The sequence below is a fragment of the Kitasatospora sp. NPDC094028 genome, assembly GCF_049543595.1.
Classification (GTDB): domain Bacteria; phylum Actinomycetota; class Actinomycetes; order Streptomycetales; family Streptomycetaceae; genus Kitasatospora.
In genome coordinates this window covers 64,748-87,122 of the sequence record NZ_JBMVFA010000012.1, presented here as the reverse complement: position 1 = coordinate 87,122, position 22,375 = coordinate 64,748, and the positions used below count along the sequence as shown (strand labels likewise).

Sequence of the window (22,375 nt, the reverse complement as noted above, 5' to 3'; positions counted from 1 at the left end):
TCCTGCCCTTCGCCCCGGCCCTCGACCGCGCCCTGCAGCCCTCCCGGGAGCAGCTGCGCCACGCGCTGCGGGCGGTGGCCAGGGAGTCCTGAAGGCCCGTCCGGTCGCGTCAGATCACCCTGGGCACGGCGGCGGCCAGGGCGGGCAGTTCGTCGTCCGCCGCCCGGAAGCGGTGCAGTGCCGCCCGGCCGTCCGCCCCGCGCACCCGGGCGGCGAGCCGGGCGGGCAGCACCACGGTGCTCAGGAAGCCGTTGCCGCCGAACCCCTCGACCGCCCAACTCACCCAGGGCAGCGGATAGTTCGCCGCCGGACTGAAGAACACCGGCCGCTGGCCCTGGAAGCTCAGCCGGTAGACACCGAAGCGGTTCCAGTTGGAGAAGGTGAACCGGCGGGCCGCCGGGTCGAAGCCGAGCGGCACGCACGCGCCCAGCCGGGACCGGCCGAGCGCGGCCAGGAAGTCCAGGTTGGCACGCAGGTTGAGGTGGGCGGCCGGGAAGTCCTCGACCGCCGCCCGCAGCGCCCCGGCCAGCGCGGCCGGCCCGTCCTCGGGCTGGTGCGGCAGGTGCACCTCGCTCAGCAGGTTGCCCACCAGCGCGGGCGGCAGGCCCAGCCAGCGGCGGGCGTTGACCGGGACGGTGAGCATCCGCTCGGCCCGGTCGCCGTCCAACTCCCGCAGGGTGCTCAGCAGATGGGCGCAGAGCACGTCCCCGGCGGACAGCCGGCGCCCGGCCGCCGCGCTGAGCTCCTCGCGCATCCGGCGCACTTCGTCCTCGCCGAAGTGGACCTGCACCACCCGGTTGGCGCGCGGGGCGGCCGCCACCTCGCGGGCCAGCAGCTCCGCCTCCGCCGCAGTGGGGATCCGGAAGCCGGGCCGCCCGCAGTCCCGCTCCGGCACCACGCGGTCCAGCAACGCGTCCTGGTCGTCGACGAGTTCGCCCTCCTCCAGGGGCTCGCCCTCGACCGCCGCGGACCAGATCCGCAGCAGCAGGACGAAGCTGTGCAGGTCGCCGACCGCGTGGTGCCAGGAGCAGCCGAGCACCGTCCCGCCGTCCGCGGTGCGGGTGACCCGTACGGTGAGCAGCGGGGCGCCGCCGAGCCGGGCGGCCCGGGCGTCCACCGGGTCGACCAGTTCGGCGCCGGTCGCGGTCGCCCGGCCCATCGCCTCGGCGAGCGTGCCGTCCACGGTGCAGACGCCAGCGGTACGCCGGTGTCGTCACAGACCGCGCTCAGCACGTCCCCCTCGGTGCGCAGCCGGCCGGCGAAGACCGGCACCCGCTCCAGGGCGCGGGCCAGTCCGGCGGCGAGCCGGTCGTCGTCCAGCGGCCGCTCGAAGTAGAGGCCGACGGAGACGGCGAGGTCGGCGAGCATGGTGTCCATCAGCCCGCAGCGCAGCGGGCGGGCACGCCGAACGATAGTGCCGCGCCTCACCAGTGGTCCAGTCCAATCCCCGTCCGGCGCCGGGCGGCGGACGGGCCGGGAGCACGGAGCGCCGCTAGAATTCCGACCATGGGAGCGCGCCCCGGCGCACCCAGCGCGCCGCCCCTCGTCCTGCTCACCGACTCCGGGTCCCAGCTGATCGACCCCGGCCGGGCGTACCACGTCGGCCGCGACCCGACCAGCGAGATCGTGCTGGACGACCCCCGGGTCTCCTGGCACCACGCGGTGCTGCGCGCCGTCGACGACCACTGGCTGCTGGAGGACGTCGGCAGCACCAACGGCACCTTCGACGACGGCCACCGGGTGCGCAGCGAGGACGTCGGCCCGGGCACCCACCTGCGCTTCGGGGATCCGTCCAGCGGCCCCGCCGCCACGCTGGCCGCCCCGGCCCGGCCCGCCCCCGGCCCCGCCCTCGTCCCGGGGCTCGCCCCCGGCGACCGCACCGCCGTGCTCGCCCCGCAGGCCTCCGGCACCTTCCGCAGCCCCAGCGCCGTCCTCCCGCTGCCCGAGCGCAACCTGCGGATCGGCCGCTCGCACGACAACGACCTCGTCCTGGACGACCTGGTGGTCTCCCGCCACCACGCCGAACTGCGCGAACTGCCCGGCGGCGGCCACGAGATCGTCGACCTCGCCAGCCACAACGGCACCTACCTCAACGGCCGCCCGGTGCAGCGCGCCCCGGTCGGCCCGGCCGACCTGATCGGCATCGGCCACTCCGCGCTCTGCCTCGTCGACGGCCGGCTGGTCGAGTACACCGACACCGGCGAGATCTCCCTGGACGTGCAGCACCTGGTCGTCCGGGTCGGCCCCGACCACCGGGTGCTGCTGGACGACGTCGGCTTCCCGCTCGCCGAACGCTCCCTGCTGGCCGTCGCCGGCCCGAGCGGCGCGGGAAAGTCCACCCTGCTCAACGCGCTCACCGGCCTGCGCCCGGCCGACGAGGGCACCGTGCTGTACGACGGGCGCGACCTCTACCGCGACTACGCCGAACTGCGCCGCCGGATCGGCCTGGTGCCGCAGGACGACATCCTGCACACCCAGCTGACCGTGCGCCGCGCCCTCGCCTACGCCGCCGAACTGCGCTTCCCCGGCGACACCGCCCACCACGAACGGGAGGCCCGGGTCGCCGAGGTGATCCACGAACTCGGCCTCGACGGCCGGGCCGACCAGGTGATCGCCAGCCTCTCCGGCGGCCAGCGCAAGCGGGTCAGCGTCGCCCTGGAACTGCTCACCAAACCCTCGCTGCTCTTCCTGGACGAGCCGACCTCCGGCCTGGACCCGGGCATGGAGCGCTCGGTGATGCACATGCTGCGCGGCCTGGCCGACGACGGCCGCACGGTGGTCGTGGTCACCCACAGCGTGCTGAGCCTGGGCGTCTGCGACCGGCTGCTGGTGCTGGCCCCCGGCGGCCGCACCGCCTACTACGGCCCGCCCGGCGAGGCGCTGGCCTTCTTCGGCTTCGAGGAGTGGCCGGAGGCCTTCGAGGCCTTCGAGAGCGAGGACCACGCCGGCTGGCAGCAGCGCTTCCGCGCCTCCCCTCAGTACCGCCGGTACGTCACGGCCGAGGCGGTGCCCGCGCTGCCGGGCCGCCCGCCGGCCGAGCGGTCCGCCCCGGCGATCGGGCGGGAGAAGCCCCAGGGCTGGTTCGCCCAACTCGGCACCCTGGTGCGCCGGTACACCTCGGTGCTGGCCGCCGACCGGCTCTTCCTCACCATCATGGTGGTGCTGCCCTTCGTGATCGGCCTGATGTGCCGGGCGATGGCCGGCTCCCGGCTCTCCCCCGACAACGCCGTCAACTGCCTGCTCACGCTGTGCATCGGCGGCCTGCTCACGGGCTCCGCCAATTCGGTGCGCGAGCTGGTCAAGGAGCGGGCGATCTACCGCCGGGAGCGGGTGGTCGGCCTGTCCAGATCGGCCTACCTGGTGTCCAAGGTGGTGGTGCTGGGCACGGTCACGGTGCTGCAGGCCGCGGTGCTGACCGTGGTCGGGCTGGCCGGCGTCGACCTGTCCTTCGCGGTGCCGACCGGTGTGGTGATGCCACAGCTGCCCGAGCTGATCATCGCGGTCGCGCTGCTCGCCTTCTCCGCGATGATGCTCGGCTTGGTGGTCTCGGCACTGGTGGACAAGGAGGAGGCCACCATGCCGCTGCTGGTGCTGCTCTCCGTGGTGCAGATCGTGTTCAGCGGGCTGATGCTCAAACTGCACGGTGTGCCCGGCCTGGAGCAGCTGGCCTGGCTGATCCCGTCCCGCTGGGGCCTGTCGGCGATGGCCCGCACGGTGGAGCTGCACGCCATCTTCCCGACCGCGATCACCGCCGACCCGATGTTCCGGCACGAGCGGCCCGGCTGGCTGCTGAGCATGGCGGTGCTGCCGGGGCTGTCGGCGGCGTACGGGCTGGTGGTGCTGGGCCTGCTGCGGCGGCACGAGCCGGCGATCATGCGCCGGTAGCGGCCGGTGGCGGCCGGTAGGGGCTCGTGCGCGGCCGGGTGCGACCGTGGACCCGCCGGTAGAGTGAAGGAGCAGCGAGGAAGTGCAGCCAGCGATGGACCAGTTCGCGTTCCGCCCCAGCCATGTCGCCCCGCCGGGCGGGATGGCCAGCTGGGCGGCCCCCGACCCGGCCCGGCCGACCGCCCGGCTCGACCCGCTGCTGCCGGTGCGGCTGCTGGCCCGCCAGGGCGACTGGGCGCAGGTGCTCTGCTCCAACGGCTGGACGGCCTGGGTCGACGGCCGCCTGCTCCTCACCCTCCCGCAACCGCCGCCCGCCGCCGGCGCCCCGCCCGTCCGGACCCTCGACCCGCGCCCGGCGCTGGCCGAGGCGGAGACCGCGCTGGCCCGCTACCGGGCGCTGCTGGAGGACCTGGCGGCGGGCACCCTGGACCTGGCGACCTTCCGGGATCGGGCCCGCGGGCTGCGGCTCGGGCTGGTGCTGGACGGCGGCGAGCTGTGGGTGTACGACGCGACGCAGGACCGCTGGTGCTACGCGGACGGCCTGCGGCTCCAGCCGTACGCGGCCGCCGACCGGCCGGCACCCGCCCACGCGCCCGCCGCGGCGCCCACGCCGGCGCCCGCGCCCTCCGGCACCACGTACGCCCCCACCCGGGCCAGCGAGCCGTGACGGCCGCCGGGCTCCCCGAACCGCCCGAGCCGCCCGCGGGCGGCGGGGTGCTGCCGTCCGGCCTGGTCGGGCGGCGGGTGGCGGGCTACCGGCTGGAGGCGGAGATCGGGCGCGGCGGGATGGCCGTGGTCTACCGCGCCAAGGACCTGCGGCTCGGCCGGACGGTCGCGGTCAAGCTGCTGGCGCCCGAGCTGGCCCGCAACGAGGTGTTCCGGCAGCGGTTCACCCACGAGTCGGAGGCCGCCGCGGCGATCGACCACCCGCACATCATCCCGGTCTTCGAGGCCGGCGAGCAGGACGGCCTGCTGTACATCGCGATGCGCTACGTCGCGGGCGGCGACCTGCGCGCGCTGATCACCCGCAGCGGCCCGCTGCCGGTCGACCGGGCGGCCGGGCTCGCCCTGCAGATCGCCTCCGCGCTGGACGCGGCGCACGAGCACGGCCTGGTGCACCGGGACGTCAAGCCGGGCAACGTGCTGGTCGCCGCCGGGACGGACAGCGAGCACCCCGAGCACCTGTACCTGGCGGACTTCGGGCTCACCAAGAAGTCCCTCTCGCTCAGCGGGCTGACCAGCGTCGGCCAGATCGTCGGCACCCTCGACTACGCGGCGCCCGAGCAGATCTCCGGCCGGCCGCTGGACGGGCGCTGCGACCAGTACGGGCTCGGCTGCGTGGTCTTCGAACTGCTCGCCGGCGCCCCGCCGTTCCGCCGCGAGAGCGACGTCGCGCTGCTCTGGGCGCACCTCAACGACCCGCCGCCCGGGCTGCGCGAGCTGCGGCCCGACCTGCCGGCGGGCGTCGCGGACGCCGTCGCCCGGGCCCTGGCCAAGGCGCCCGAGCAGCGCCATCCGAGCTGCCTGCGATTCGTCGCGGAGCTGCGCGCGGCGGCCGCGCCGGTCCCCTGGCAGGCGGCCGGCCCGGCCACCCAGGTGGTGCCGGCGATCGCCGCGTCCGGCGCCGCCGTGCCCGACGTCCCCGCCTGGGCGGCCCCGGTCGTCCACCCGCCGCCCCGGCGCTGACCGGCGCGCGCCCCGGCCCGTGCCCTGCGGACCACGCCGGCGGAGTCGCTGGCGCTGAGCCACCATGCGGCGTTCTGGGCCCAGCAGGTCACCAAGGTCACCGGCGCGGACGTCGACGGCATCGACCTGGACGGCTTCGAGCCGGTGCGGGAGGCGCGGGGCCTGGCCGACACCTGGTGGCGCGGCACCGACTCCCTGGTGGCGGTCCACACCGGCGAGGCCGAGGCCTGCTCCTGGCCCGCCGGGCGCACCGCGTGGATCTACTCCGGCCTGGACGCGTGGGGCCTGCGGGGCGGGGTCGAGGACGACTGAGGAAGCCGGGCCGGTGCCCGTCCGGCGTCCCGGAGCCGTCCGGTCAGCCAGGGCGCGGTGAGCGCCACGAAGGCCGTGAAGGCGGCGATCCGCTGCAGGCCGGCCTGCTCGGCGAGCCCGAGGCCCTTGAGGCCGAAGCCCGCGTAGGCGTTGGCCGCCAGGTCGGTGGCCATGATCACGCCGGTCAGGACGGCGCCGGACGGGCGGGCGGCGAGCAGCAGCAGCGCCGCGAGCGCGTCCAGCACGGCGAGCGAGGACCAGTACAGGTTGAGCCAGGCGGGCGCCCACGGATAGGGGTGCAGCCCGGCCCGCAGCAGGTCGCCGACGTGCACCGTCACCCCCACCCCGGCCAGCACCAGGACGTACACCGCCGTCACCGCCACCACCGCGCGCGGTGCCCCGCGCCATCGTCCGATCACCCGGTGATGATCTCAGCCGCCCGAGCCGTCCTTCACCTCGCCCCGGTGACGGGTGCGGGTGGCGAGCAGGGCGCCGAGGGCTCCGCAGACCAGGCCCCATCCGGCGGCGAGCGGGACGCCCGGCCACAGGGCCGGGCGCAGGGTGAGGCTGCCGCCGCCGAAGGACGCCAGCGGGCTGCCGCCGCCGAGGACGGTGCCGAGCAGGTCGCCCAGGCCGCCCGGGCCGAGGCCGACACCGAGCACGGAGAGCCCGTAGTCCGCGTCGGCCCGGGTCCACAGACCCACCAGCAGCACGGCGACGGCGGTGGCGAGCCCGAACCGGACGGCGTGCTGCCAGAGGCGGACGGTGCGCGGCGAGCGGTGGGCGGCGAGGAACGCGGCGGCGAGCAGCAGGACGGCGGCCAGCGGCAGCAGCCACCAGGCCCGGGCGTCCTGGTCGGTGAGGGTGCCGAGTCCGACCGTGGCCTCCTGGCCGTCCGGGGCGCGCAGCGCGTCGGACAGCGGCTTCGGAACGGGCAGGCCGAGCCCGCCGACCAGCCGTCCGTGCCACTCGGCGCCGAGGCCGACGCCGAAGGCCAGCCAGACCAGGTCGGGCAGGGCGAGCAGCACCACCGCCAGGGTCTCCCGGGCGTTGCCGTGCACGATCGCGGTCACCACCCCGGCCACCGCGCCGATCACCAGATAGCCGAGCAGCACCAGCCAGAGCGCGAACGCGGGCGGGCGGACGGCCAGTTGGAAGCGGACCAGGGCGGGCGGCAGCGGGGCACGCCGGGAGACGGCGAAGGTGGCCGCGAGCACCAGCAGCAGCCAGGCCGTCCCGATGCCGACCGTGCTGGACGACTCGGCGTGGAAGCCGACCTCCGGGGTCAGGCCGAGCGCGCCGCCGATGGACTGCACCAGGTCGCCGCCGAGCGGGACGGTGAAGCGGTGCTCGGCGCCGAGGGCGAGCAGCACCAGGGCGAGCGCCCACAGCAGGGCCGTCCGGGCGATCCGGGCCAGCAGTTCGCCGCTGCCGGCCACGGCCCGGAAGCGCAGCTGGCGCAGGAACACCTCGGCGATCACCACCGCGCCGACCACCGAGACGGACAGCGGCATGGCGGTGATCCCGGCGTCCACGGCGGCGAAGTCGCCCGCACCGCCGTCGAGTTGGACGGAGCCGCCGACCGCCAGGGCGACCACGGCGGCCAGCACGGCGGGGAAGCCGCCGTCCGGGAGGTCGTCGGCTCCGGCCAGCCACAGGCCGAGGGCGGCCACGGCCGCCATCGCGGCGAGGCCGGCCAGCACGACGGCGAGCGCGTCGAGCCAGCCGCGCACCGCGCCGGGCGGGCCGACCGGCCTGGTCGTGGGCCGACTCATTCCGCCTCCTGGTGCCCTGGTCGCCGCGCGGGCCGTCCGCGTACGTCGCCGCCACGGCTGTGGCGGGCGCCGCCGGGCCGTGCGCGGCCCGGTCGGGTTCCAGCGTGACCGAGGTCCGGCGGGCACGCTCGGCGACGGCGGCCCCACCTGCTGTTGCGGGGCGCGGAGGGCCGGGGGGAAATGGGAGGCAGTGGCAGGAGCCTCCCGTGCCGCCCGGCCGTGGCGGCCGGCGGCCTGCGAAACGGAGCCTCGATGAGTTCCCAACCGCCTCCGGCCGGCCCGCCGAGCGAGCCGCCCTACGGCCCTCCGTCCGGTCCCCCCTCCGGCCCGCTGGCCGGGCCGCCCTCGGGTGGCGGCACGGCGGGCGGACCGCCGTCCGTCCCCCCGCCGCCCACGGGCCCGCCGGGAGCGGGCGGCGGCCGTCCGCGCAAGCCGTGGTGGCGTTCCGGGCGGGGGCTGGCGGTCGCGGCGGGCACCGTGGCGGCGGCCGTGGTGGCGACGGTGCTGATCGTCAACAACCAGGGCGGCAAGCACGAGGCCGTCCCGACCGCCAACGAGATCGCCCTGCAGGCGCCGGCCGACCCGGGCCCGGACCCGTTCACCCCTTCGGTGGATACCCAGCAGGTGACCGCGCCCACCCCGACGCAGCAGCCGACCCGGACCGGGCCTGCCGCGTCCGGCACCGCCACCGCCGTGCTGCACAGCGTGCAGGGCGGCTCGGCCGGGCTGTACGGCGGGTCGATGACCAAGCCCAGTTGCGACACCGAGCGGCTGATCGCGACGGTCTCCACCGGGGACACCGGCCGCGCCTGGGCCTCGGCCGCCGGGATCTCCCAGTCCGACATCCCGGCGTACCTGCGCTCGCTGACCTCCGCCTACGTGCGGGCGGACACCCGGGTGACGAACCACAGCTACCGCAGCGGCGCCGTCGTCGAGTTCCAGTCGGTGCTGCAGGCCGGCACGGCCGTCCTGGTGGACGCCCAGGGCGTGCCCCGGGTGCGCTGCGCGTGCGGCAACCCGCTGAAACCGCCGGTTCTGGTGAGCGACGCCAAGTACACCGGGAAGGCGTGGGCGGGCTTCCAGCCGACCGCGCTGATCGTGGTGGTGCCGGCGCCGCAGCCGGTGACCGAGATCATCCTGGTCAACATCGAGACCGGCGGCTGGTTCGCCCGGCGGACCGGGCGGATCGAGGTGATCGACCGGCCGGTCGAACCGCCGAAGGGCCCGATGCCACCGGGCATCCCGCCCGCCGAGCCGTGGAAGCCGGCCACCCCGATCACTCCGGCGCCGTCCACGTCCTCGGGCGGCACGTCCTCCGGGTCGACTTCCTCGGGTGCGACCACGTCCGGGGCCACCTCCTCGGGCGCGACCACGTCCGGCTCGACGACCTCCGGGTCGACGACGTCCGGGTCGACCACCTCCGGGTCGACCAGTTCCGGCGCCACCACGTCCGGGTCCACCACCTCGGGCGCGACCACGTCGTCCGGCGGCCCGTCGACCTCCGGGACCACCAGCTCCGGCACGACGACCACCGCCGGCACGCCGGCCGAGAAGTCCGCCTCGTCCGCGTCGGGCACCACCTCCGGCGCCTCGGCGAGCACGGCCAAGGGCACGACGACCGCCGGCAGCCCGGCCCGCACGCCGACCGCGACCTGCGCGACCACCCCGAGCACCACGTCGCCCTCGCTGCCGCCCTGCCCCACCACCCCGGGCGCTACGCCCTGACGCACCGAAACCCGTCACCCCGGCCGCCACCGGCCGTCAAGACCGGTGGCGGCCGCGCGAGTTCGCACCCGACCCCCGACCCCGGCGCTCCGGCAGCGGCTGCCCGGCGACCGGCGGCGCCGGTACGAGCACCTCGCGCAGGGTGCGGATCCCCTGCCGCCAGGCGTCGCGGAAATCCGCTGGCCGTCCGCCGCGCGGCGCGGCATCATGCCCTCATGATCGACAAGGGGCTCGACCAGGACGGATACATCGCGCGCGAAGGCTCGCTCGACCGGGTGGCGGCGGAGTTCGCGCCAGTGGTCGAGGCCGCCCGCGCGCGGATCGCCGCCGCGTTCGGCCCCGACCGGCTGCACAGCGCCTACCTCTACGGCAGCATCCCGCGCGGCACCGCGATCCCCGGCGTCTCCGACCTCGACGTGCTGCTCGCCCTGCACCACGAGCCCACGGCGGCCGACCGGGCGGACGCCGGGGCCGTCGAGGCCGCGCTGGACGCCGGGTTCGACCGGATCGACGGGGTGGGTGTGCTGCTGGCGAGCACCGGCACGCTGCTCAGCGAGCTGGAGCGGCACGACCTGGGCTGGTTCGTGGCCTGCCTGTGCACCCCGCTGCTCGGCCCGGACCTCGCCGCCGGACTGCCCCGCTACCGCCCGTCCGCACTGCTCGCCCGGGAGACCAACGGCGACCTCGGGCTCGCCCTCCCCGGCTGGCGCGAGCGGCTGGCCGCCGCCGGCTCGGACGGCGAGCTGCGAACGCTCGGCCGCGGGGTCTCCCGCCGGGTCGTGCGCACCGGCTTCACCCTGGTCATGCCCCGCTGGGGCGGCTGGACCAGTGACCTCGCCGCCTCCGCCGAGGCCTTCGCCGGGTACTACCCGGAGCGCGCGGACCAGATGCGCCTGGCCGCCGTCGTCGCCCGCACCCCCACCACCGACCGCGCCGTCCTGGCCGCCCTCGTCGAGGACCTGGCCCCCTGGCTCGCCGCCGAGTACACCGCCGTCCACGGCGAGAAGGCCCCGCGCCCGTGAGCCCGGCACCGGAGCACCCGCTCGTCCGCGAGGTCTTCCCCGACCTCGTCCGCGAGCTGATCGCCCTCCTCGAAGCGGAGGGCGAGCGAGAACTCGCCGTCTGCGCCCGGGACCTACGTCTGGTCGCCGAGTGCGGCTGCGGCGACGACTTCTGCCAGAGCTTCCGGACCGCGCCGCACGAGGGCGGCACGCCGTACGGCCCGGGGCACCGGTGCCTGCCGCTGCTGCCCGCGACGGGCGATCTCCTCCTGGACGTGGTGGACGGCCGGATCGTGTACGTCGAGGTGCTCTTCCGCGAGCCGCTGCGGGACGTCCGCGTCCACCGGCCGGCCGGCTGACCGACCCGGCCGGTGGACGCCCGCCCCCGGCTCAGTCGACGCAGGGGATGCCGCCCGCCTTGACGGCCGGCCCCTGCATCGGCAGGCCCGCCGCCGGGTCGGTGGACGGGTCGGCCGGCGCCGCGCCGCCCGCGGGGGCGGAGGGCGTGGCGGACGGGGTGCGGGTGGCGGCGAGGGTGACCACGATCCGGCCGGCGGGGACGCCGGAGGCCGGGGTGGCGGTCACGCCGTACCGGGCGGCGAGCTGCTGGGCGTCGGCCCTGGCGCCGCTGCCGTAGCTGACCGTGGTGGCCCTGGTCCTGGCCGGGGCGTCACCGATCCGGCCCGCCTGGTAGCCGAGTTCGGCCAGGGCCTTGGACTCGGTGACCGCCGCGCCCGCGCCCGCCGCCGCGTTGACGTCGACGACGGCCTTCGGTGCGGCGCTCGGGGTCGGGGACGCCGTGGGTGTCGGCGAGGGGGTCTCGGTGCCGGGGTCGGCCGGGCCGGCCGGCGCGGCGGGCGCCGGTTCGTGGTTGAAGATCTGCCGGACGATCTTCTTGATCAGGTCCGGGTTGACGGTGTTGACCTCCTGCCCGCCGACCGTCTTGAAGCCGGTGATCGGCAGGGTGTTGAACTCGACGTTCCCGCCGGTGAGATTGGGCGCCTGCTGGGCGAAGTCGAGGATGTTCCACTCGTTGTCGATGACGACGTCCTTCTTCACCACGTCGAACAGCTTCTGCATCTGCCCGAAGTCGTTCAGGATGCCCTGCTGCTTGAGCTTGTACTCGACGGAGGAGATGAAGGCCTGCTGCCGGTGGGTGCGGTCGAGGTCGCCGTTGGTGAGGTGGTGGCGCTGGCGGACGAAGGAGAGCGCCTGCGCGGCGTCGAGGGAGCTGATCCCGGCGGGGAGCTTGAGGCCGGTGCCGCCGCCCTCGTGGGTGGCGGTGCGGGAGACGATCGGATCGTCGACCGGGTGGTTGAGGCAGACCTGGATCGGCTCGACGGCCTTCGCGATGTCGTAGAACCCCATCAGGTTGACCTCGGCGAAGTGGTCGATCGGGACGTCCAGGAAGCTCTGCACGGTCTGGATGGTCGCCGAGCGCCCGGCCTCCCGGCTCTGCCGCTCCAGCGCCGCCTTGGAGAGCCCCTTGCCGGAGAGCTTCGCCTCGGCGGCCTCCTTGGCGATGCCGTACGCCTCCTTGATCTTGTGCATCTTCCCGTCCGCGCCGACGGTCTGCACGTAGTCGTCGCGCGGGATGGACAGCGCGCTGACCTTGCCGCCGTTGGCCGGGATGTGCAGCACGATCATGGCGTTGGTGTTGTAGCCGCCGATCTCGCTGGAGCCGGCGTGCAGCTCGTCCTCGACGAACTGCTTGGGCAGGTCGTTGCCGTCCATGTCCTTGCGGCTGTCGAGGCCGATCAGCAGCAGGTTGACCGACTTGTCCAGGTGCGGCGGCGCGTGGCGCTTCGCCTCGTCCAGCGCCCCCGACTTGACCATCCCGTCGTCGAGGCTGCGGTACTCGTACCAGGTGAAGCCGCTGGCGCCGAGCACCGCGATCGAGACGGTGCAGGCCAGGGTGCGCCCGGCGAGGGTCAGCGGGGTGCTGCCGCGGCGCGGGGCGCGGCCGCGGGGGCCGCTGCGCTCAGCCACGGCCGCTCCTTCCGGTCGGGGCGCCCGCCGCGGGGCGCCGGCGCTCCAGCCCCGCCCGGACCGCGATCACCAGCAGGGCGGCGGCCGTCGCCGCCGCCATCACCGGGAACGCGCCGACCACCCAGCGCAGCGCGCCGGTGCCCAGGCCCGGGCCGCGGTACTTGTCGGCGTGCGCGAGGTACTCGACGCCGGAGGCGGTGAGCAGCACCACGATCGGCGCGGCGGTCACCACCCACCAGCGGCCGGCCCGGCTGCACAGCGCGGCCGCCGCGGCCGTCCCGGCCACCGCGCCGACCGCGAACAGCAGGCCGACGCCGGGCCCGCCCAGCTCGTCGGCGATCCCGCCCAGGACGGGCAGGCCGACCGCGGCCAGCGGCACCGCCGGCGCCCGGCCCCGGCGGGTCGGTTGCGGGCGGCGGCGGGACGCCCCGGCCCGGCCGCCGCGCGCCGGCCGCCCGGCGGCCGCGCCACCGCCGTCCGCGGACCCCGTCGCCCCGGCCGCCCGGGAGCGCTGCGCGGGGACGGCGGCGTCCTCCGTGCGCGGTCCCGCGTCCTGGTACGGCGTTCTCGCCCGCTGACCGGCCATGCGCACTTCCCTCGATCGTTTTCGGCCACAGTGGCCCGTTTCCCGCCACCGCGAATGCCGGGACTCGGCCCGTTCTGGTGGCGGTTCCCCGTGTCCACAGACCGGGAGATATCGGGCTGGAGCATACAAACCCGTCCCGGCAAAGTCACCCGTGGTCTCCAGGCGGCTGCGGACCGTCCGGAAGGCCGTCGTTAGGATGACCATGATCCCCGCCACGTCGGCACACCATCAGGAACGCGTCAGAGGAGCAGAGCGTCACCATGTTTGAGAGTCTGAAGAACCTCGCGGACAAGGCCACCGACCTCGCCCGGGAGCACAGCGACGTGCTCGGGCAGGGCCTGGAGAAGGTCGGGGACGTGATCGACGACCGGACGGACGGCAAGTACAGCGGGCACATCGACACCGGCGTCGAGAAGGCGAAGGACTTCCTGCGCAACCTCGACGGCGCCGAGGAGCCCGCCGGGAAGCCGGCCGAATAGGCACCGCGGGGCACGGTCGGCCGTACGACGGTCGAACGGGAGAACGGCGAACTGGGGAGGGGGCGGCACGGTGAGCGAGGAGCAGCGGGGACCGCGCTGGGGCCGCTGGGTGGCGATCGGGCTGCTGGCCGCGGCCGGCTGGGGCATCGTCCGCAGCGGCGGCCACCTCCCCGACCCGCCCGCGGCGGGCCCCTCCCCGACGCCGTCCGCCGCCCCGGCCGCGGCGGGGGCGGGGGCGGGGGCCACGCCGACTCCCTCGGCCGGCAAGCCGGGCACGGGCGGGCGCTACGACCCCGCCGACTACGCCGGGCCGGTCCGCCGGTACGCCGCCGAGGCCGGGGTCGACCCGCAGCTGGTGATGGCGATCCTCTACAACGAGTCGTACAAGCCGCACGACCCGGACCTCGAACGGGCCTGGCAGCGCAGCAAGCCGGACGCCTCCTTCGGCATCGCCAACATGCACCGGGCCGCCTTCGACGACACCAGACCCGGCCGACCGTTCGCCGACCGCCGGTGGGAGGAGCTGCCGGACGACCGCGACCTCGCCGTCCAGGCCGCCTGCTGGCACCTGCACGACCTCGCCGCGCAGCTCCCGGCCCACCCCTCCGCGCCGCTCACCCGGAACGAGCTGCTCGCCCTCGGCTACAACGCGGGCGCGGGGAACATGCTGGCCTTCGCCCGGGGCGTCAAGATCGGCCCGCAGGCGCAGTCCTACCTGGACCGGCTGCGCGACAACTGGGAGAAGTCCGGCACGGCGGTGAAGTAGCCCGCCCGCCGGCACCCGCACCCGCCGGGGCGGGCCGTCAGGGTCGGGACCGCCCCGGGCCAGGACTGTCGGGGCCGAGACCGTCAGGGCCGGGCCTGGCGGCGCAGCCAGAGGCCGGTGGCGACGAGCAGCACAGCCGCGGCGGCGGTGCCGATGGCGGCCCAGGTGGTGGCGCCGTCGGTGGTCTCGTGGACGGGCCTGCCGCCGGGGGCGGCCAGCGCGCTCACCGCGGGCGGCGCGGTCTCCGCCGGGTCGTCGCCGCCCACGGCCGGGGAGCCGTCCGAACCCCCGCCCGAGGCGCCGCTCGCCGCCAGGGCGCCGTCGGTGGCCGGGTCGACGTCGAAGTCGCGCTCGTCGTGCCCGGGGGCCGGGGAGGTACAGGCGACGCTCACCCGCCAGTGCCCGGCGGGCAGGCTCTCGCGGGTGGTGTACGCGCCCGGCTGGTCCGGCACGGAGACCAGGCGCCAGGGGCCGGCGGTGCGGCCGTCCGAGGCGGTCGCGGCGACCGTGCCGGTGAAGCCCTCGGTGACCGGGTCGTGGTCGTCGGCCCAGGTGGCGAGCGTGCGGACGTGGCCGCCGGGCGTGCCGGAGAGTTCGAGTCGGACGGTTCCGCCGTGGGCGGCGGCGGGGGCGGCGCTGGGCAGGGCGGCCGCCGTGGCGAGGGCGAGGGCGGCGGACAGCTGGCGGGTTCGCATGGCGGGCAATCCTCGTCGGGTGGGGGACGGTGCGCGGGAGCGGCGGTGCGGCGGGGGCGGGGTCGGCCGGTGCTTGCCCGGGAGAGCGACGGGGGCGCCCGAGGATAACGGAAACGGTCCACGGAGTTACCCGGAGGCGTCCGGAAGATGTCACGGAGGCGGCGCGGGGGTTTGCGGCGGAGTTCGCCGCGCGGCCGCCGGGGGCGTCGTGACCGGAAACCGGCCCGGAACACGAAGGTGCCGGGGAGCGCATTCGGGGGGTGTGCGCTCCCCGGCAAGGGGTGGTGATGACCACCCGGCCGGAGCCCCGGGCCGGCGACTCCGGCTGTCGTGTCCGGAATGCTAGACCTCCCGGCGGGCCCTGACCAGAGCCACGACGAGGAGGGCGGCGATCCGCAACACACCGGCCCCACAGGGTTGCTGACTAATCGTCAGCAACGCCTCCCGATCAGGCCGCGACCCCGATGCCCGCGTGCGTCGGCACCGGCCGGGCCGCGGCCACGCTCCCGCCGTGCATTCTGCCGAGCCCCGCGGCCAGCACGGCCGGGTCCCCGGCGAGCCAGAGCCGCAGCGCGGCGGAGAGCGCGCCGCTGGGCGCGGCCGCGGCGGGCCCGGCCGTGCGGGCGAGCCGCTCGGCGAGCAGCGGCAGCAGGTCGGCGACGGCGGCGGGCAGCCACAGGGTGAGGGCGCAGGGCGCGGGCCGGGCCAGGACGCGCTGCAGCGGCAGCAGCGAGCCGTCGTCGTGCAGCGCGGGGACGACCTCCAGCAGGCCGTCCACCGCCACCTCGGAGACGTCGCCGCCGTGGGCGCGGGCGAGGTCCCGCAGCAGCGCCCGCTCGGCGGCGGCGATCCGGACGGTCAGCATGACGTCGTCGCAGTCCATGGTCCCGTTCCTCTGTCTCGGCGTGGGGCCCGGCGTGGGCGTTCGGTGCCTTGGTCGTACCTTCGGTGCGGGTGGGTCAGTGGGGTGCCGAGGTGATCCCTGCCCCGCGAGCGCCGTCCGCTACCGGCGTTATCAGGCCGTAATGCCCGTCGTAGCGCCGGTAGAGCACCCGGGCACGGCCGTCGTCGGGGTCGGTGTGGCAGACGAACGGGCGGCTGCCGAACCAGAGCCGGCGCGCGGCCTCGGCCGGGTCGAGCGGCCCGGCGAGGTGGGGCGGGCCGGCCGGGTCGGCGCCGTCCGGGGTCCACAGCCGGACCTCGCCGTTCGGCGGGCAGCGGTGGACGACGGCGGGCCGCCCGGTCGCCGCGTCCTGGAAGAGGTGGAAGTCCCGGTCGAGCGCGAGGAGTTCGCGGGCCGCCTGGTCGGGGGTGCGGCGGGCGGGCCGGACGGTCTTGTGCCGGGCGATCCGGCGCTCGGGCAGCGGGCGCTCGGCGTACTGCGGCCGGTAGGCGCTCTCGTGGCGGGCGGCGAAGCCGATGTCGCCCTGCTCGCGCAGCCGCACGGCCCGGCCGGCGAGGGTGCCGAGCACGAGGTCGACGGACTCCCGGACGGTGCGGGTGGCGAGTTGGACCCGGACGGGGCCGGTGCCGGCCAGGTCGACGTCGGCCTGCGCCAGGGCGGGCCTGGTGACGGAACCGGCGACCGGGCCCGGGCCGGCGTGCGCGCGCAGCCAGGTGACCCGCAGCCGCAGCCCGCGGGTGTCCGCACCGAGGACGGCGGCCGTGTCCAGCGCCGCGGCCCGGGCGTACTCGGCGTCCTCGCGCGGCAGTTCGCCGCGGATCTCCACCCGGACGTCGGGAGCGGGCCGGTGGCGCAGACGGGTCATCAGAGGTTCCTCCTTCTCCGGAACACCATGCTGACCCCCGCACGGCCGGGCGGCGAGGGCCGAAGGACCCTGCCCCGGGCCCCGGGTGCGGCGCTCGGGCGCGGGTTCCGGCGCAGGTCGGCACGACGGCCCGGGCGGGCCGGACCGGCCGCCGACGATCGACCGTTGGAGTGATCCGCAGGGGTACCGCGCAACGACCTCGGGACCGGCGCGTTTGCCATGGCGTGCGCCCTCCAGGCAGGACGCACGCGGGGTCCGAGGCGGTCGACCCCGCCCTCCGACCGGCGCCGGCGCCGCCCCCAGCTCCGCCCGCACCGATCCATCTCCCGAGAGGTAGTGTCATGTCCCTGCAGACCGAGACCCCACGCCGCTGTCCACGGCCGGGAATCGTCCCTCCGAGAACCGCCCCGCCCGCCACCACCGGCAGGCCCGCCCTCCCCGCGCTCGCCCCCGGCGCACTGCCCGGCCTCGGCCACGCCGCCGCGCTGCTGCGCGATCCGCTCGGCTTCCTCGGCTCACTCGCCCCGCACGGCGGCGTGGTCCGCATCCGGCTCGGCCCGCGCAGCGTGTGCGTGGTCACCGACGCCCGGCTCGTCCACACCCTGCTGGTCGCGCTGGCCCACGACTGCCCGCGCGGCGCCGTCCAGGACACCCTCAAGACCGCCTTCGGCGACGGCCTGCTGATGTCCGAGGGCCGGGCCCACCGCGACCGCCGCCGGATCGTCCAGCCCGCCTTCGGGCCGGACCGGATGGCCGACTACCTGGCCGTGATGCACCAGGTCACCGAGGAACGGGCCGGACGCTGGCACCCCGGCCAAGTGCTCGACGTCGCCCAGGAGATGAACCACCTGGCGCTGGAGATCGTCACCCGCTCGCTGTTCGACGCCCGGCTCAGCGAGGACGCCGCCCTCGCCTTCCACCGCGCGCTGCCGGACCTGGTGAAGGGCCAGATCGTCCAGTCCCTCTACCCCCACCCGGCGCTCGGCCGACTGCCGCTGCCCGTCAACCGGCGCTTCGACGCCGCCGTGCGGGCCCTCAACCAGGTCGTCGACCAGGCCGTCAACGGGCGCGGCCCGGACGGCGGAGACACCGCGCGCGGCACCCTGCCCGCCCTGCTGCGCGCCGCCACCGACCCGGCCACCGGACGCCCGCTCACCGAGGCCGACGTCCGCTCCGAGGCGATCACCATGTTCGGCGCCGGGACCGAGACCGTCTCCACCACCCTGACCTGGCTGCTCGACGAACTCCTGCGCCACCCCGAGGTCGAGGCCCGGATCCTCGCCGAACTCGACCGGCACCTGCCGGCGGGCACCGCGCCCACCCCCGAGGCGCTGGCCCGGCTGACGTACACCCGCGCCGTCGCCCAGGAGGTGCTGCGGCTGCACGCGCCGAACGCCTTCCTGATGCGCACCGCCGAGGCGCCCGTCGACCTCGGCCCGTACCACATCCCGGCCGGCACCGAGCTGCTGTACAGCCTCACCGCCCTGCACCGCGACCCCGAGCGCTACCCCGACCCGCTGGCCTTCCGCCCCGAACGCTGGCAGGACGCCGCCGGCGGCGTGGGGCGGCCGTCCTTCCTGCCGTTCGGCGCGGGCAAGCACAAGTGCATCGGGGAGGCGTTCGCCTGGGCCGAGCTGACCGTCGCGGCGGCCGCCATCCTGCGCCGCTGGCGCCCGGTCGCGGTGCCCGGGGTCCGGGCCCGGGAGGTGGTCTGGACCACCGTCCAGGCGCAGGGGCTGCGGGTGCGGCTGGCGCCGCGCGCGGCCCGGCCGGGCGAGGGCGACCCGGCGGCGCCGGGCGGGTGCCCGGTCGACGCCGGTGCGATCGACGTCGGTCCGGTCCTCGCGGGCCCGCCCGGCTCCGCCGTCCCGGCCGCCCGGGCCACGCTCGACCCGGTCGCCCCGCCGGCCCCCGCCGCACCCCGACCCCCGGCGGAGCTGGCGGCCGCCGCCGACCGGCACACCGCCTGGGCCCTCCGGCACGGCCTGCTCACCCCGGCCGAGCTGCCCGGCTACCGGGCGAACGCGCTGCACGAGCTGATCGGCCACGCCTACCCGCGCGCCCGGGGAGCCGACCTCGACCTGCTGGTCGACGTGCTCGGCTGGTTCACCATCCTCGACGACCGCTTCGACGGCCCGCCCGGTCGCCGACCCGCCGAGGCCCACGCCCTCGTCGACCCGCTGCTCGCCGTCCTGCGGGGCGACACCGAACCGAGCGACACAGCCCCGAGCGGCACCGGCCACGCCCCGCTGCTCACCGCCTGGCGCGAGCTGTGGCACCGACAGACCGCCGCCGCGACCCCCGCCTGGCGGGCGCGCGCCGCCCGCGAGTGGCAGGCCTGCCTGGCCACCTTCCCCGCCGAGGCCGGGCACCGGGCCGGTGGCACCGTGCCGGCCCTCGGACTCGCCGAGACCATGCGGCTGCGCCGACACGGCAGCTGCCTCTACCCGTTCATGAACATACTGGAACGACTCCGCGGCACCGACGCCCCCGCCGCCCTCCACGCGGACCCGGCCCTGCACCGGCTGCGCGCCGCCACCGCCGACGCCGCCACGCTGATCAACGACCTGCACTCGCTGGAGCGCGAGGAGCGGCAGAGCGCGCCCGCCTTCAACACCGTCCACACCGTGCAGCGGGCCCTCGACTGCACCCGGCGGCGGGCCGTGCGGGCCGTCCGTGACCGGGTCGCCCGGCTGCGCGAGGAGTGCGAGACGCTGCGCGCCGAGCTCGTGCGGCGGCACCCGGACGGGCGCTGGTACCTCGACGGCACCCGGGAGCTGGTCGACGGCGTCCGGATCTGGTCCCGCACCACCCGCCGGTACCGGTAGGGCCGGCGGCGGGCTACTTGCGGTCGCCGAGCGCGAACAGCAGCAGCACGAACCCGGCGAACAGGTGCGTGGCGAAGATGTAGATGCCCGCGCGGATGAGCATCTGCTTGCGGCGCGCCTTCTCCTCGCTCGTGCTGTCGCCGGCGCCGTGGCTCGCGCCGCCGCTCTCGCTCGCGGTGCCGGTCTCGCTGTCGCTCATGGCGGGGGGTTCTCCTCGGGTGGGTCGGTCGGCCGGTTCGGGCTCGGGCGCGGGCTCAGCGGGGCGACCGGCCACCGGAGGCGCGCAGCTCGGAGAGCAGCGCGCCCTGGTCGGTGATCAGCTCGGTCAGGATGCGGCGGGCGGCGCGCAACAGCTCGGCGACGTCCGGGGTGCTGAGCGCGTACACCACGGTGTTGCCCTCGCGGGTGGCGGTGACCAGCTGGGTGCGGCGCAGCACGGCGAGCTGCTGGGAGAGGTTGGACGGTTCGACCTCGATCTCCGCCAGCAGCTCGCGCACCGGCCGGGGCCCGTCCTGGAGCAGCTCCAGGACCCGGATGCGGACGGGGTGGCCGAGGGTGCGGAAGAAATCCGCCTTCGCCTGGTACAGCGGGACCGGCATCGTCCGCTTCTCTCCCTCTGCTCCGGATTCGATGGTCGTCCGGGCGGGGTGCCCACCCCGGACGGTAGGCATCATCGCGACAGATGAAGATTTCTTCAAGTCGTCACAGCACTCCGGAGCGATTCCGTCCGCGGAGGGTGACGGGCGGGCGGCGGACGCCACCCGCCCTCCGGAGCGCGCGGCTCCGGAGGGCCGGGCCCGGGAGGCTGCCAACTCCCGGGCCCGGCAGTCATAGTGACGTATCGTCAGCAGGCTACAGGCACATCCAGGGTGACCGGGGGCATAACCGGCCAGATCGCGTCCAGCGCGAAGGTGGCGTGCACGACCGAGCCGCACGGGGCGGTGGCACTGATCCCGTCGACCCGCACGGTGCTGACCGTGAACACCGTCCGCCCGGACACCGAGCCGAGCGACGGCCCGCCGACGACCTCCGCCGAGAGCTTGGTGATCAGCTCGCGCGGCGCCGGGGGCCACGGGGTGCCCGGGGAGGGCGGGCCGGCCAGGCCGATCTGGCCGTAGATCACGACACTGTCGCCGGTGACGTCGGCGCAGACCTTGGTGTTCAGGCCGGCCTGGAGGCCGGAGTACCCGCAGGTGGTGACCGTGGCGGCGGCCGCCCCCGCCGGCTGGGCGGCGGCGAGCGCGGGTGCGGGCACGGCGAGCAGGGCGGCGGCACCGGCGGTGCCCACCGCGAGTCGGGCGATGCGGTTCATGGCGTCTCCTTCGAATCCTTCAGGGGTTTCATGAGTCGATTCAAGATCGCTCCCCATATTCGAGAACGATCGACGTACCACATGTGACATTTCACAGGCGGCATGACCAAGACTTTGCCATGCGATTCACCTGCCTCGAACCGGATTTGCCCTTCGAATCATCGACCCGGCCAAAATCTTGCCTTCGATGACGCAAACCCGCCCCGGGCGGTCGGGCCGTGCCGACCGGGCCGGCTCACTCCTCCAGCTCGGCCCGCAGCCGGTCGATCCGGTCGACGGCGGCGGCGAAGGCCCCGGGGTCGAGCCGGCCGGAGTCCAGGGCCGCCGCCAGGGCCTCGGTGGCCTCCGCGCCCTGCCGGGGATCGCGGGCCGAGCAGAGCAGCAGGTCCATCCCGGCCGCGGCGGCCGCCACCGCGCGGTCCCCGGTGCCGCCGTACGGGGCGAGGGCTCCGGCCTCCAGCGCGTCGGTGACGGTCACGCCGTCGAAGCCGAGGCGCTCGCGCAGCTCGCCCTGGACGACGGCGGGCGAGAGCCCGGCCGGGCGGTCCGGGTCGAGCGCCGGGTAGACCGCCCAGGAGGTCATCACCAGCCGCACCCCCGCCGCGATGGCGGCCCGGTACGGCGCCTCGTGGCGTTCGCGCAGCCGCTCCAGCGGGACGGGCAGGGTGACCGGGCGGACGTCGGTGTTCTCGTCGCGGGCGGCGGCGCCGAGCCCCGGGAAGTGCTTGGCGGTCGCGGCGATCCCGAGGCCCTGCTGGGCGGCGAGGAAGGCGGCGGCCAACTCGCCGACCCGGGCCGGGTCCTGGCCGTAGGAGCGCTCGTGGTGGTCGATGAAGTCGTCCGGGGTGTCGTAGACGTCGAGCACCGGCGCGAGGTTGACGTCGAGCCCGGCGTCGGCGAGCGTCCCGGCGGCGCCCGTACCGGAGGCGACGGCCGCGGCGACCGGGTCCGCCGCCTGGCCCGTCCGGCGGGCGGAGAGCTCGGGCGCACCGGGCAGCCGCCGGACCTTGCCGCCCTCCTGGTCGGTCATCAGCAGCAGCCGCCGGGGCTCCGGCGCCTCGGCCGCCGCGCGGTTCAGGTCCGCGACGGCCCGCGCGAGCTGTTCCGGGCTCCCGACGTTCTCGCCGAACAGGATCACCCCGGCCGCCCGGCCCGCCCGGATCGCGCCCAGCACCTCGGGCGGCGGGGTCGGCCCCGGGTAGGAGAGCACGATCCGCCGCCCGGCGAGCGTGCGGGAGTCCGGGTGGTGGTGGCCGGTCATCGCCGTGCTCCTCTCACCGGGCGCGCTGCGCGCCACCGCCGCCGAACCGGCCGGCGCCGGGCCGAGTGCGGCCCCCAACACCAGGACCGCCACCCCGAGTTGAACGGCACGCCGGAACGGGACCATCACGTCTCCAGGGGTCGGCAGCGGTCGGCACCGGTGGTCGGCGGTCGTCGGCGCCTTCGGGCGCGGCCAGCGTAGCCGGGCCGCGCCGCCGCCCGGCAGTGCGCCGCGCGGTGGGCGGCATGCGGCGGCCCGCGGGCCGGCCCCCGGAAACCCGCCTGCGGCACGGCGCGCCCCCGGCAT

22 protein-coding genes are annotated in these 22,375 nt (G+C 76.3%); 10 read left to right on the top strand and 12 right to left on the bottom strand.

Annotated elements, in window-relative coordinates; translation table 11 throughout:
* Positions 1-109 precede the first annotated feature (109 nt).
* Positions 110-1,183, bottom strand: a complete 1,074-nt coding sequence (locus ACPC54_RS19960; protein WP_498966380.1) for an acyltransferase — start codon at positions 1,181-1,183, stop codon at positions 110-112.
* Positions 1,184-1,506: 323 nt separating this feature from the next.
* On the opposite strand from ACPC54_RS19960, the gene ACPC54_RS19955 reads away from it, so the two are divergent.
* From ACPC54_RS19955 to ACPC54_RS19940, 4 genes are all read left to right on the top strand, one after another.
* On the top strand, positions 1,507-3,885 hold the full coding sequence (locus ACPC54_RS19955) for an ABC transporter ATP-binding protein/permease (RefSeq protein WP_498966379.1): 2,379 nt from the start codon (positions 1,507-1,509) through the stop codon (positions 3,883-3,885).
* 82 nt (positions 3,886-3,967) lie between these two features.
* Positions 3,968-4,552, top strand: a complete 585-nt coding sequence (locus tag ACPC54_RS19950) for a hypothetical protein (RefSeq protein ID WP_498966377.1) — start codon at positions 3,968-3,970, stop codon at positions 4,550-4,552.
* The gene (locus ACPC54_RS19945; RefSeq protein WP_498966375.1) at positions 4,549-5,571 is read left to right on the top strand and encodes a serine/threonine-protein kinase; all 1,023 of its coding nucleotides are present in this window, start codon (positions 4,549-4,551) and stop codon (positions 5,569-5,571) included. The genes ACPC54_RS19950 and ACPC54_RS19945 overlap by 4 nt, the downstream gene beginning before the upstream one ends.
* Before the next feature lie 144 nt (positions 5,572-5,715).
* Positions 5,716-5,883, top strand: a complete 168-nt coding sequence (locus ACPC54_RS19940) for a hypothetical protein (RefSeq protein WP_498966374.1) — start codon at positions 5,716-5,718, stop codon at positions 5,881-5,883.
* On the opposite strand, the gene ACPC54_RS19935 is transcribed toward ACPC54_RS19940, so the two are convergent.
* Positions 5,832-6,302 (bottom strand): hypothetical protein, encoded by a 471-nt coding sequence (locus ACPC54_RS19935; RefSeq protein ID WP_498966373.1) that lies wholly within the window; start codon positions 6,300-6,302, stop codon positions 5,832-5,834. The genes ACPC54_RS19940 and ACPC54_RS19935 overlap by 52 nt on opposite strands.
* A gap of 12 nt (positions 6,303-6,314) precedes the next feature.
* Complete coding sequence (locus ACPC54_RS19930; protein ID WP_498966372.1) at positions 6,315-7,658, bottom strand: streptophobe family protein; 1,344 nt, start codon at positions 7,656-7,658, stop codon at positions 6,315-6,317.
* A 252-nt stretch (positions 7,659-7,910) separates the two neighbouring features.
* Here ACPC54_RS19930 and ACPC54_RS19925 point away from each other — a divergent pair, with 252 nt between their 5' ends.
* The 3 genes from ACPC54_RS19925 to ACPC54_RS19915 all read left to right on the top strand — a co-directional run bounded on the left by ACPC54_RS19925 (position 7,911) and on the right by ACPC54_RS19915 (position 10,743).
* Entirely contained in the window at positions 7,911-9,383 is a 1,473-nt protein-coding gene (locus ACPC54_RS19925; RefSeq protein WP_498966371.1) for a DUF6777 domain-containing protein, read from the top strand.
* Positions 9,384-9,598: 215 nt separating this feature from the next.
* Positions 9,599-10,405 carry a nucleotidyltransferase gene (locus ACPC54_RS19920; RefSeq protein WP_498966370.1) on the top strand — a complete coding sequence of 269 codons (807 nt, stop codon included), beginning with the start codon at positions 9,599-9,601 and terminating at the stop codon, positions 10,403-10,405.
* Positions 10,402-10,743, top strand: a complete 342-nt coding sequence (locus ACPC54_RS19915; protein ID WP_498966368.1) for a hypothetical protein — start codon at positions 10,402-10,404, stop codon at positions 10,741-10,743. Before ACPC54_RS19920 ends, ACPC54_RS19915 begins: the two co-directional genes overlap by 4 nt.
* A 31-nt stretch (positions 10,744-10,774) precedes the next feature.
* Here the strand turns inward: ACPC54_RS19915 and ACPC54_RS19910 are convergent, their stop codons facing one another.
* Both ACPC54_RS19910 and ACPC54_RS19905 read right to left on the bottom strand, forming a co-directional pair.
* A complete protein-coding gene (locus ACPC54_RS19910; protein ID WP_498966366.1) occupies positions 10,775-12,373 on the bottom strand; it encodes an LCP family protein in 1,599 nt (532 codons plus the stop codon).
* Positions 12,366-12,959 carry a DUF6542 domain-containing protein gene (locus ACPC54_RS19905; RefSeq protein WP_498966365.1) on the bottom strand — a complete coding sequence of 198 codons (594 nt, stop codon included), beginning with the start codon at positions 12,957-12,959 and terminating at the stop codon, positions 12,366-12,368. Before ACPC54_RS19905 ends, ACPC54_RS19910 begins: the two co-directional genes overlap by 8 nt.
* Before the next feature lie 260 nt (positions 12,960-13,219).
* On the opposite strand from ACPC54_RS19905, the gene ACPC54_RS19900 reads away from it, so the two are divergent.
* Together ACPC54_RS19900 and ACPC54_RS19895 are read left to right on the top strand one after the other, a co-directional pair.
* Positions 13,220-13,438, top strand: coding sequence for an antitoxin (locus ACPC54_RS19900; protein ID WP_498966364.1), 219 nt, complete (start codon positions 13,220-13,222; stop codon positions 13,436-13,438).
* 70 nt (positions 13,439-13,508) lie between these two features.
* Complete coding sequence (locus ACPC54_RS19895; protein WP_498966363.1) at positions 13,509-14,204, top strand: lytic transglycosylase domain-containing protein; 696 nt, start codon at positions 13,509-13,511, stop codon at positions 14,202-14,204.
* 83 nt (positions 14,205-14,287) lie between these two features.
* Here ACPC54_RS19895 and ACPC54_RS19890 read toward each other — a convergent pair whose 3' ends face one another.
* The 3 genes from ACPC54_RS19890 to ACPC54_RS19880 all read right to left on the bottom strand — a co-directional run bounded on the left by ACPC54_RS19890 (position 14,288) and on the right by ACPC54_RS19880 (position 16,668).
* Positions 14,288-14,899 (bottom strand): hypothetical protein, encoded by a 612-nt coding sequence (locus ACPC54_RS19890; RefSeq protein WP_498966362.1) that lies wholly within the window; start codon positions 14,897-14,899, stop codon positions 14,288-14,290.
* 448 nt (positions 14,900-15,347) lie between these two features.
* Positions 15,348-15,782, bottom strand: a complete 435-nt coding sequence (locus ACPC54_RS19885; RefSeq protein ID WP_498966361.1) for a hypothetical protein — start codon at positions 15,780-15,782, stop codon at positions 15,348-15,350.
* Positions 15,783-15,858: 76 nt separating this feature from the next.
* Entirely contained in the window at positions 15,859-16,668 is an 810-nt protein-coding gene (locus ACPC54_RS19880; RefSeq protein WP_498966360.1) for a sigma 54 modulation/S30EA ribosomal C-terminal domain-containing protein, read from the bottom strand.
* 341 nt (positions 16,669-17,009) lie between these two features.
* Between ACPC54_RS19880 and ACPC54_RS19875 the strand changes: the two genes are divergently transcribed.
* Positions 17,010-19,496, top strand: a complete 2,487-nt coding sequence (locus ACPC54_RS19875; RefSeq protein ID WP_498966359.1) for a cytochrome P450 — start codon at positions 17,010-17,012, stop codon at positions 19,494-19,496.
* 13 nt (positions 19,497-19,509) lie between these two features.
* Here ACPC54_RS19875 and ACPC54_RS19870 read toward each other — a convergent pair whose 3' ends face one another.
* From ACPC54_RS19870 to ACPC54_RS19855, 4 genes are all read right to left on the bottom strand, one after another.
* Positions 19,510-19,695, bottom strand: coding sequence for a DUF6126 family protein (locus ACPC54_RS19870; RefSeq protein ID WP_498966357.1), 186 nt, complete (start codon positions 19,693-19,695; stop codon positions 19,510-19,512).
* Positions 19,696-19,750: 55 nt separating this feature from the next.
* Complete coding sequence (locus ACPC54_RS19865; RefSeq protein ID WP_196949117.1) at positions 19,751-20,095, bottom strand: metalloregulator ArsR/SmtB family transcription factor; 345 nt, start codon at positions 20,093-20,095, stop codon at positions 19,751-19,753.
* 245 nt (positions 20,096-20,340) lie between these two features.
* Positions 20,341-20,808, bottom strand: a complete 468-nt coding sequence (locus tag ACPC54_RS19860) for a hypothetical protein (protein ID WP_498966356.1) — start codon at positions 20,806-20,808, stop codon at positions 20,341-20,343.
* A gap of 235 nt (positions 20,809-21,043) precedes the next feature.
* Complete coding sequence (locus ACPC54_RS19855) at positions 21,044-22,069, bottom strand: glycoside hydrolase family 3 N-terminal domain-containing protein (protein WP_498966355.1); 1,026 nt, start codon at positions 22,067-22,069, stop codon at positions 21,044-21,046.
* Between the last annotated feature and the right edge of the window lie 306 nt (positions 22,070-22,375).